This is a genomic window from Thermocrinis sp., from assembly GCF_036781485.1.
GTDB lineage: Bacteria > Aquificota > Aquificia > Aquificales > Aquificaceae > Thermocrinis.
Map to the genome: position 1 here is coordinate 1 of NZ_DAIQAX010000017.1, position 9324 is coordinate 9324.

Consider the following 9324-nt stretch of genomic DNA (forward strand, 5'->3'; position numbering starts at 1 on the left):
CGTGTGGAGTTGAAAGGTGTATCTTGCGTTATACTTGCTTTATGCTTGAGTTGTTCCTAGTGAACCGTGTGGAGCCAGAAATCTAAAAAGCAGATGTCAGAATTTACAAAAGGAGCCAGTTTTATAGGGGGATTTGTATTAGGAACCTATGTAATGCTAAACATCCTTAAAAGTTTGCAGAACACTAAGTAGATGTCAGAATCTGCAAAAAGGACAGGTTTATATAGGATATAAGGAGGTTTAATGATGCTTGAAATAATCCTAGCGTTTGTTGTAGGATATGCTATTGCAGTTTCTACAATAATTATGCTCTATAAGATTGCAAAAAAAAGTGTAATAGAAATCTAAGGGGCAGTGGATATAGGGAGGCGTTAAAGATGGCTTACGTTTTTGTCTATGGGACCCTTCGCAATGGTGAGGTAAGGCACGGGGCTTTGCAAAACTGCGAATTTGTGGGACTGGCTTACGCAGAGGGCTACGATCTATACTTGATATCCGACTTTCCTGGTATGGTGCCTGGCTCTGGCAGGGTGGTTGGAGAGGTTTATCGGGTTTCTGAAGATATACTCCAAAGGTTGGATTGGATAGAAGGAGTGCCTTCACTTTACAGAAGAGAGCTTATAAAGGTTAAACTGGAGACTGGCGAAGACCTGGAAACTTACACTTACATATACAACAACTCAGTCAATGGACTTAAGAAAATACCATCAGGTGATTGGAAAAAATTTTGGAGGTAATAAAGATGGTTCTTTACTTTGCCTACGGTTCAAACATGAACTTAAAGCAGATGAGAGAAAGATGCGGAGACAGTTGGAAAAAGATAGGAGTGGGCTACGTGGAGGGCTACAAGTTGGTGTTTGATGGACCGTCAAGCAAGTGGAACGGGGGAGTGGCTAATTTGGTGCAAGATCCAACAGGCAGAGTTTGGGGAGTGCTGTTTGAGTTGGAGAGCTTTGAATGCTTGGACCTACACGAAGGATATCCAGGTGTTTATGACAGAAAGGAAGTGTCCGTAGTGGTGCCAGAGCTTGGACAAGTGTTAAAAGCTGTAGCTTACGTAAGACCAAAGCCAAGGGAGATAAGAAAGCCCTCGGAAAGGTATCTAAACACGGTAATTGAAGGCGCAAAAGAAAATAGCTTGCCAGAGGATTGGATAAAATTTCTTGAAAGCCATAGATAAATGTCAGAATTAAAAAATTAAGGAGGTGGGAAAATGAAAGGCATTCTTACACTTACCATCATAACCCAAAGGGCAAGTAGCCTAAACTACGGGGAGAACATAGGAAACGTATCCATCCTCAAAAAGCTTTCCTTGGAGGACAATTCCCAAATAACCTACGTTTCCGATAAGGCGCTCAAGTATGAGATGAGGAAGGCGGGAAAGGAACAGTTTGGATGGAAGCTGTTGGATGAAAAGGTAAGAGATCTCGTTGGAAGCTCCAAGAAAGGTAAAAAGCTCGACGTGGATGAGTTTGGAAAAGCTTTAATAAGGGACTACCACGAATTTGACCTTTTTGGGGGACTTTTGACGAATCTTAAAGGGGCAGATGACGAAAAAGTAGAGCTGTCTTATGGAGACAGCATCAAAAGAACTGCACCCGTAAAAATCACCTACGCCTACTCCATCTCTAAGTTCCAAGGGGACATGGACTTTATGAACAACATAGATGCATACAACAGATACATAAAGCACTTAGAACAAAAAGACGCCCAAGTCATAGCCCAATCCGAACAGCACAGCGCTCATTACTACTACACAATAGCAATAGATTTGGATAGGATAGGAGTGTGGGAAGGGGAAAACCAATCGGTGGATCTTATCCCGCCCGAAGGGAAAGCCAATAGAGTAAAGACTTTATTGGACATAGTAAGAACGCTTTCAAGACAGATAAGGGGAAGGTGGGAAAATCTTTCTCCCATCTTTGTAATAGGTGGCATTTACAAGATAAAAAATCCGTTCTTCATGGGATGCATAGGAGCAAAGGAAACTGAAGACGGAAAGCTAATCTTGGATACCGCCAGACTTCTTGACTGCAAGAAATTGATCCCTGAAGGGGAAAGGGAAAATACCCTTTGTGGAATACTTTCTGGATACTTTGCCAACGAACAAGAAGTAAGGGAAAAGCTGGAATGCAAAAGCGTAGGAGAGGTCTTTGAGGAGCTAAAGAAGAAGGTGGAGGAAGTTTATGCAGTGTCTAAGACTTAAGCTTTACACTCCCACGGGAATTTTCAAAAATCCGCTTTCCATAAAAGGTATAGAGGTCTATCCCCTTCCCCCCTACTCCACCATAATAGGTCTGATTTATAGCGCAATGGGAAGAAAGCGGGAAGGAGAGTCCTTCCAAATCTCAATTCAGGGAGACTACACCGCAATGTATAGGGATTACGTGTGGTTTAGGAAGTATAACTTTAAAGATAGAGTTTTGGAAAGACTTCCTTTGCAAGTTCCAACCCTTTATAACCTAAGGTTGCTAATACACATAAAAGCTGAAGAAAGTCTTTTGGAAGAGATGGAAAAAGCTATAAAAGAGCCAAAGGAGCTTCTTTTTCTTTCGGGCGGAGAGTATCCAGTAAAGGTGGAAGAAGTAAAAATAGTCCAATGTGAAGAAAAGGAAATATCCGAAAAGCAAGCGGTAAAGTTAAACCACAGCGCTTACATACCAAAGAAGATCTTAGAAAAGGTCAGCGTTGATAAAAAGGGAGTGCTTTTTAGCCTTTCTTACTTTTACAAAAACTCCCAAAAGCCAAAAACTTACTCTTGGATTGACGCTTACTACCTCCAAAAGGGAACCCAAATCTACGGTTCGTTGGTTTTTGATGAAGATGGCTATCCTGTTTTTTTAACTGAATCAGTAGAGGAAGAGCTAAAAAGATCCGAAGGAGAAGAATACATAAAATTCTACGCAGGAAATTGGCTTATGGCAAGCGCTTGCGTTGGAGTTTTGAAGGTTTTGGAAGAGCAGGGGCAGAGCTTAGAAAATTTGGTAGAAGAAAAAACCTTAAAGATACCAAAGAGCTTGTGGGAAAAACTACCAAAAATTTACGCAGACTATCTTTTGAAGGATGAAAAGGAAATTGATAAAAGGCTTAAAAAGGCTTATGAGGAATATAAAAATAAAAACCAAAAGCAAAATTACAAAAATACGTTTGATCCTTATAAAATTCTTATATCTCCAAAACTTAGAGATTTTCACAGCAACAGTCCATTTACTAATCCATCGGTAAAGCATATATCTATAAAGGATGAGGATATAGAAGAGTTCATAAAAGATATAAACCAAGTTTCAGAAGAAGTCAAAAAAGCCTTCTTGAAAGCTCGCAACAAACTTATGGAAAAAACTATAGAAACCTCCCAAACTTGCTTTTTCTGTCACGAAAGACAAGCCAAAAACTTTGTAGATGCGACGACTTTTACCCCACTATTTGCAAGTCTTGAGACAGTTAGAAATTTCATATGGGACCCAATGCCCATATGTAAAGAATGTGAATTCCTGCTTTATTTTACGAGCGTTGGATTCTACAAATCAGGCGGAAAGTATATTTTTGTTTATGTTCCCGACGACCTCTTGGAAACTTACAGACTCAATCAGATTTTAAGCATGAAAGAGGAAATAGAACAGAAAAAGCTTGGAAGAGTGTGGGACATAATAGAGCATGTTTTGGGATTAGAAGAGCAAAAAAGCAGTTGGATTTTAGAAAACATCTACTTTGTGGAAATAGAAAAGGTAGGAGATGCAACAGCCAACATATACTCTTTCCACATAAGACCAAATTTAGCTAAAGCCATTCGTCAATTGATTGGTAGTTATCCCGAAAACTTGAAAAATATATTCTTTGAGTTTCTTTTCTACATATACACCGGAAGGTCTCTTTATGAGTTTTTATTTCTTTTGCTGTCAGGATTTATCAGAAAAAACAGTTATAAAAATTTAAAAGCTAACACCATTGAAAGCAGGATAGTGCAAGCAGGCAAGAATTTGAAGTATTTAAGTAAAAATTTGCTTTTCTTTATAAACTTTCAGGAGGTGCTGAACATGAATGAGCAAAAAAATTACACTGATTTGGCCTTTGGGGCAGGAAAAGAACTAAAAGCACTTTACAAAAAGGAACCAAGCACACAGAAAAAGCTTGAGCCACTCACCTACAGACTGCTTGAAGCAATAAGAAGGAAGGACAAAGAGTATTTCACCCAAAACATAATAAGGGCATACCTTGAAGTGGGAAAGGAAATTCCCTATCTCTTTAAGGAAGCTTTGAACGATAAAAACTTTAGCATGATAGCCTATGCCTTTTTGATAGGGCTAAACTCTGAAGAAAAAGCGAAAAATAAAGATGAAAATGGAGAATCTTCAGAGCCTGCTTGAAAAACGCTGGGCAAAGGATGACGGAACAACGATAAGGGAACACACAAACAAACTTTTGGAAAACTTAGAAAAACTTAAGTGCCATTACAAGGAAGAAATAGAAGAACTAATACCAAAAAAGCTTCCATGCGAGCTAAGGGATAGATTTTGGGAGATCTTAGAGCTTGCCTGTGAGTATCACGATTATGGCAAAATTCACTGCAAGTTTCAAGAAAAACTCAAAAACAAAAGCGTAAAACCTATAAAGAATCTTCCGGAGGTAAGGCATAATCTGCTTTCGCCCGCCTTTGTAGATGTAGAGGATGAACGAATCGGAAAAATCGTAAGACTTTTGGTTTTACACCACCATCCTGTGGAGGAAGTGTCAGTAGAAAATGTGGAAAAAGTTTTAAAGGAGGAGTTTGGCTTTGAGAAAAATCCGATAAGCTTTTTGCTAAAAAAAGGGGAGATAGATTATTTGAGGGATGATATTGCAAGGATGTTTAACCTTCCTGAGGAAGAATTGATTAAATACTACCGCCTTTTGAAGGGATTACTTCTTCGCATAGACCACGCCAGCAGTTCAAAGCAAGCACAAGAAGTTGAAGAAATACCTCCGGATGACACGCTAAGTTTCGTGGATGAGTTTTTCAAAGAAAAGAACATCAATCCCAACGAAATGCAAATATTTATAAAAGGGAACAGGGATAAAAACCTCGTGGTTATAGCTCCTACTGGATCGGGCAAAACTGAGGCAGGCTTTATCTATCTTCAAAGAAAAGGCTTTTTTATGTTGCCATACAGAGTTTCTGCCAACGGCATTTACACAAGGGCAGAGGGAATTTTTAAAGATCGTGCAGGACTTTTACACTCAAGTGCATTAAGCTATGTGCTTGAAAAGGATGAACGAAACGAAGACATTCAAAACAACAAAGAAGATGCTATCTTTTTGAACTACTTCCTTTCCTGCAACTTTGCCAAGCCAATAATCGTCTGCACCCCAGACCAGCTTATGCACTTTGTCTTTAGATACAAAGGCTTTGAAAAGTACTATGCCACAGCGCTCTACTCAAGGCTTGTTATTGACGAGTTGCAGTCTTACGACCCAATTACCTTAGCCTTTATAGTAAAAGCTTTGGAAGTGTTAGCTCAAAACGGCGGAAAGTTTTTAGTTATGACAGCCACTTTCCCTGAGTTCCTAAAGGAGAGATTTATATCTATGGGAGTAGAGTTTGAGAAATTTAACCTACAGCAAAAGCCTTACCACAATGTTGAGATCGTGCAAGACAAAATAGACAGCTGGATAGAAAAGATAGTAGAGCTTTCCCAAAAAGCCAAAGTGCTTGTGGTGGTAAATACTGTCAAAAAGGCTATTGAGCTAAAAGGGGAAATTCCCAGCGCTAAGCTTTTACACAGCAGGTTTATGCTCAAAGACAGAAAGCAAAAGGAAATAGAGATAAAGAATTTTTTTGACGGTCAAGAGGGGGGCGTGTGGATCACCACTCAGCTTGCGGAAGTGTCTTTGGACCTTGATGCGGACTACCTTTTTACAGAGCTTTCTACTGCAGACAGTTTGATCCAGCGCATGGGAAGGTGCAACAGAAGAGGGCAAAAATCAACAGAGGAACCAAACGTGTTTGTATTCACAGAAGAATGTTCTGGCATAGGCTCTGTGTATTACAAAGACTTACACCAAAAAATGCAGAAAGAACTTAAGGATGGGCTTTGGTATTGGGAGTTTAAGTGGGAGCTTATGGAAAAGGTGTATTCAGAAAGTGCTTTGAGAAACACAAAGTACTTGGAGAGCTTTAACAAGGCTTACAGCTACATAACAAGCCTTTGGGAGGGAACGGATAGCCTTATAAGGAGTAAAAGTAAAGCGCAGGAGCTTTTTAGGGACATAAACGCAGTGCAAGTAATTCCCAAAAGGTTTGAAAAAGAGGTTCAAGAGCTGGTGCAAAAATGGGAAAAGACAAAGGACAACTTGGTGGAAAGAGTAAAATATCTAAGCCAGATTCTTGAATACAGCTTTTCTCTTCCTGCGTGGTCCTTGAACAAGTTGGAAAAGCAAAAAATTCACGATAAGCTAAGCATCTACTACGTGGAAGGAAACTACGGCGAAGATACAGGCTTTGAGCTAACAAGCTCTGCAGACACTGAACAAGAGGAAAACATCGTATAGTATGGACCTAAGGGAGTTAAAATTTAGAGGCACGCAGGTAGCATACTACGCGGTGTGTCAAAGAAAGCTTTGGCTTTTTACAAAAGGAATAAGCTTTGAAAATGAATCAGAGTATGTCCAACTTGGGAAGCTTTTGGACGAGATTAGCTTTTCGAGAGAAAGGGAAGAAGAGTTTTCCTACGAGCCTGTTAGCATAGATTTTTTCACTACGGAAAAAGGTTTGGCAGTTCATGAAGTAAAGCACTCACCCGCCTTGGAGCCTGCTCATGTACTTCAGGTTAAGTATTACATCTACTACCTTAGGACAAAAGGAATCAAAGTCTCCCACGGGATAATTCACTATCCAAAACAAAAAAGGCTTTTGGAGGTTGAGTTAAGCAAACAGGACGAAGAGCTTATGGGGGAGGTGATAGGTAAGATGGAGAATATACTCAAAAAAGACACACCACCGAAGGTTATAAACAAACCATATTGCAAAAAGTGTGCCTATTGGGAATATTGCTATGGCTGAAATTTACTACATAACCACCAACGGGACCTTAAAGAGAGATGAAAATACTATATTTTTTGAAAACGGGGACATCAAAAAGAAGATACCCGTAGAAAACACTTCTGAGCTTTTCATTTTAGCAGAGGTTAGTACCAATACCAGGTTTTTTAGTTTTTTGTCCCAATACGGGATAACTGCACACTTTTTCAATTATTATGGCTACTATATAGGTAGCTTTTATCCGAGGGAGAAAAATCTATCGGGCTATCTTCTCATAAAGCAAGTGGAACATTACCTTGATAAAGAAAAAAGGCTTTATCTTGCAAAAAGCTTTGTGCTTGGTTCTATAGTAAATTCTGAAAAACTTTACAGGATAGATGTTAGTGAGTATTTGAAAAGACTAAAACAGGCTTTTACCATTGAAGCGGTCATGCAAGTGGAAGGAAGCTTTAAAAAGCTTTGTTACAAAACCCTTGAGAAATTGACAGGTTGGGATTTTGAGACAAGAACAAAAAGACCGCCACAGAACCCTTTGAACGCTTTAATTTCCTTTGGCAACTCTCTGGTTTACGCCAAGGTGCTTGGAGAGATATACCACACTCCCCTGAACTCAACGGTTAGTTATCTGCACGAACCTTCGGAAAAAAGACATTCCTTATGCTTAGATGTGGCAGAGGTCTTTAAACCTATGCTTTCAGAGGGATTAATTCTTGAGCTTATTAAATCGGGCACTATAACAGAAAGGGACTTTCTGGAAGAGGCTGAATATTGCTATCTAAACACCGATGGAAAGAAAAAGTTTTTGAAAGCTTTTGATAATCTTTTGAAATCTACTGTCTATCATCCAAAACTGAAAAGGAATGTATCGTTAAAAACACTGATAAGGCTTGAACTCTACAAGCTAATAAAACATTTAGCAGAAGATGAAACCTATTTACCGTTGGACTACTACAACCTAAAGCAATGAGGGTTGTTCTTTTTTATGACATAGATACCACGGAAAAGGAAGGGCAAAGAAGGCTACAAAGAGCTTTAAAGACTGCAAGAAAATATCTAAATCATGTCCAAAAGTCCGTCTTTGAGGGAAGTTTAAACCTTTCGGGCATTGAAAGGCTCAAATACGAGATATTAAAGGTTGTGGATAGGGAAAAGGATTCCGTGATAATCTACATCCTTGATGAAACTACAAACTATAAGAGGGAAATACTAACAAACACTAAAGATCCCACAGATAACCTGTTATGATGATTACATGCGGTTTAGGGTGAGGCTTGTTAGGGCTACGGAAGATAATTTGCCTATAAGTGTAGATTACAGAAGAAGGTTTATATCCCTTTTGAAGAAAATTTTTGGAGAAGAGTTTGAGGAGGAAAGACCAAAGCCTTACACCTTTGCGGTGTATTTGGGGAAAAGTGCAAAGATTGAAGGGGAGCGTATAAAAGATGTGGAGGCTATAAACTTTAGATTTTCCACGGGAGATTCTGAAACTGCCATATCCTTTTACAACGGAACGCTGAAGCTTATTAAAGAGAACTACCTTCACGATATGAACCCAAAGCTTGGAAGTGTGTATTTTAGGATTGTTGATGTGGATGTTGAGAAAGAAAATGAACCTACGGGCTTTTTTAAGACGCTGTCTCCGGTGGTGGTAGAAAGAGCGGTAAATTCTAAAAATCCAGAAGAAAAATATACTACACCAAAGGACAGGGATTTTAAATGGTGGCTTTTAGAAAACACTCAAAGGCGCTACAGGTCCGTAGTTGGAAAAGATTTAGAATTAAAAACCTTTGAGTTTGAGCCAATAAGCATAAAGGAAGAGTTTATAAAACACTATGGAGGATATATCAGAAGCTTTTTGGGAAGGTTCAAACTTCACACAGAAAGCAAGGAGCTTTTGAAGTTTGTTTATCAGTACGGCTTGGGGGTTAGAACAGGTCAGGGCTTTGGCTATTTGGAATGTATGCTATAATCCTATTTATCCCCTTGGGGTGAGCTTGAGGGTCCTTTTGAGACCCTTGTCAAATTGGCAACTGAATAAGGCTTTGGGATCTCCTAAGGGAGGTGCTCCTCTGCCTTCACAACTCCGCCATATTTTTCTCTGTATTCTTCCAACTCCTTTAGCTTTTGAACTACGAGCTCTCCCATAGATACTTTCTTTTTTATGGCTTCTATGCGTAAAGCTTGATGAACCTCTGGTGGTAGCAAAATTGTCGTTCTTACCGCTTTCTTCCTCTTGTGTCTCATAGCTTCTAAATTTATGCTTTTATGCAAAAACATAAAGTCATAATTATGTAATTGCATAAAGTCAT

10 protein-coding genes are annotated in these 9324 nt (G+C 39.3%); 9 read left to right on the forward strand and 1 reads right to left on the reverse strand.

Annotated elements, in window-relative coordinates:
- Positions 1 to 377: 377 nt before the first annotated feature.
- The 9 genes from V7P40_RS07590 to cas6 are packed head-to-tail and all read left to right on the forward strand — an operon-like array spanning position 378 to position 8984.
- Positions 378 to 737 carry a gamma-glutamylcyclotransferase family protein gene (locus V7P40_RS07590; protein WP_333785375.1) on the forward strand — a complete coding sequence of 120 codons (360 nt, stop codon included), beginning with the start codon at positions 378 to 380 and terminating at the stop codon, positions 735 to 737.
- 5 nt (positions 738 to 742) lie between these two features.
- Complete coding sequence (locus V7P40_RS07595; protein WP_333785376.1) at positions 743 to 1180, forward strand: gamma-glutamylcyclotransferase family protein; 438 nt, start codon at positions 743 to 745, stop codon at positions 1178 to 1180.
- A gap of 33 nt (positions 1181 to 1213) precedes the next feature.
- Entirely contained in the window at positions 1214 to 2206 is a 993-nt protein-coding gene (gene cas7i, locus V7P40_RS07600) for a type I-B CRISPR-associated protein Cas7/Cst2/DevR (protein WP_333785377.1), read from the forward strand.
- A complete protein-coding gene (gene cas5b / locus V7P40_RS07605; RefSeq protein WP_333785378.1) occupies positions 2187 to 4364 on the forward strand; it encodes a type I-B CRISPR-associated protein Cas5b in 2178 nt (725 codons plus the stop codon). The genes cas7i and cas5b overlap by 20 nt, the downstream gene beginning before the upstream one ends.
- Positions 4339 to 6525, forward strand: coding sequence for a CRISPR-associated helicase Cas3' (gene cas3 / locus V7P40_RS07610; RefSeq protein ID WP_333785379.1), 2187 nt, complete (start codon positions 4339 to 4341; stop codon positions 6523 to 6525). Before cas5b ends, cas3 begins: the two co-directional genes overlap by 26 nt.
- Position 6526: 1 nt before the next feature.
- A complete protein-coding gene (cas4, locus tag V7P40_RS07615) occupies positions 6527 to 7036 on the forward strand; it encodes a CRISPR-associated protein Cas4 (protein WP_333785380.1) in 510 nt (169 codons plus the stop codon).
- Complete coding sequence (cas1b, locus tag V7P40_RS07620; RefSeq protein WP_333785381.1) at positions 7029 to 7982, forward strand: type I-B CRISPR-associated endonuclease Cas1b; 954 nt, start codon at positions 7029 to 7031, stop codon at positions 7980 to 7982. The genes cas4 and cas1b overlap by 8 nt, the downstream gene beginning before the upstream one ends.
- Positions 7979 to 8260: a CRISPR-associated endonuclease Cas2 gene (gene cas2 / locus V7P40_RS07625; protein ID WP_333785382.1), complete on the forward strand. Its 282-nt coding sequence runs from the start codon at positions 7979 to 7981 to the stop codon at positions 8258 to 8260. Before cas1b ends, cas2 begins: the two co-directional genes overlap by 4 nt.
- A 7-nt stretch (positions 8261 to 8267) precedes the next feature.
- Positions 8268 to 8984 (forward strand): CRISPR-associated endoribonuclease Cas6, encoded by a 717-nt coding sequence (gene cas6 / locus V7P40_RS07630; RefSeq protein ID WP_333785383.1) that lies wholly within the window; start codon positions 8268 to 8270, stop codon positions 8982 to 8984.
- Between the two features lie 83 nt (positions 8985 to 9067).
- Here the strand turns inward: cas6 and V7P40_RS07635 are convergent.
- The coding region (locus tag V7P40_RS07635; RefSeq protein ID WP_333785384.1) for a hypothetical protein at positions 9068 to 9324 on the reverse strand (257 nt) is incomplete at its 5' end.

Coding starts and splice junctions, on each gene's coding strand:
- cas4 (WP_333785380.1), top strand. CDS start 6,527: ATGGACCTAAGGGAGTTAAAATTTAGAGGCACGCAGGTAGCATACTAC.
- cas7i (WP_333785377.1), top strand. CDS start 1,214: ATGAAAGGCATTCTTACACTTACCATCATAACCCAAAGGGCAAGTAGC.
- cas5b (WP_333785378.1), top strand. CDS start 2,187: ATGCAGTGTCTAAGACTTAAGCTTTACACTCCCACGGGAATTTTCAAA.
- cas6 (WP_333785383.1), top strand. CDS start 8,268: ATGCGGTTTAGGGTGAGGCTTGTTAGGGCTACGGAAGATAATTTGCCT.
- V7P40_RS07590 (WP_333785375.1), top strand. CDS start 378: ATGGCTTACGTTTTTGTCTATGGGACCCTTCGCAATGGTGAGGTAAGG.
- V7P40_RS07595 (WP_333785376.1), top strand. CDS start 743: ATGGTTCTTTACTTTGCCTACGGTTCAAACATGAACTTAAAGCAGATG.
- cas3 (WP_333785379.1), top strand. CDS start 4,339: ATGGAGAATCTTCAGAGCCTGCTTGAAAAACGCTGGGCAAAGGATGAC.
- cas2 (WP_333785382.1), top strand. CDS start 7,979: ATGAGGGTTGTTCTTTTTTATGACATAGATACCACGGAAAAGGAAGGG.
- cas1b (WP_333785381.1), top strand. CDS start 7,029: ATGGCTGAAATTTACTACATAACCACCAACGGGACCTTAAAGAGAGAT.